Raw genomic sequence first — 237 nt, 5'->3', positions numbered from 1 at the left:
GTTTTAAACGTGCAAATAAAGATTTATCGTTATTACCTGAAAAAGTGGCAATTCAATTAAATGACACACACCCAACGATTGCTATTCCTGAATTAATGCGCATCTTAGTTGATGAAGAGCGTTTAGATTGGGATTCTGCTTGGAAAATCTGTCAAGAAACATTTGCTTACACCAACCATACTTTATTACCAGAAGCATTAGAAAAATGGTCTGTGGCTTTGTTCGAAAAAGTATTAC

The 237-nt window shown here is 34.6% G+C and carries 1 protein-coding gene; it reads left to right on the top strand.

Features of this window, described 5'->3' with window-relative positions:
- The coding region (locus tag AAEZ06_RS28260; protein ID WP_350617519.1) for a glycogen/starch/alpha-glucan phosphorylase at nucleotides 1-237 on the top strand (237 nt) is incomplete at both ends.

The sequence above is a fragment of the Pseudomonas sp. HY7a-MNA-CIBAN-0227 genome (assembly GCF_040310325.1).
GTDB lineage: Bacteria > Pseudomonadota > Gammaproteobacteria > Pseudomonadales > Pseudomonadaceae > Aquipseudomonas.
The sequence above is the reverse complement of the archived record's forward strand: the minus strand, read 5'-3'. Positions and strand labels throughout refer to the sequence as shown.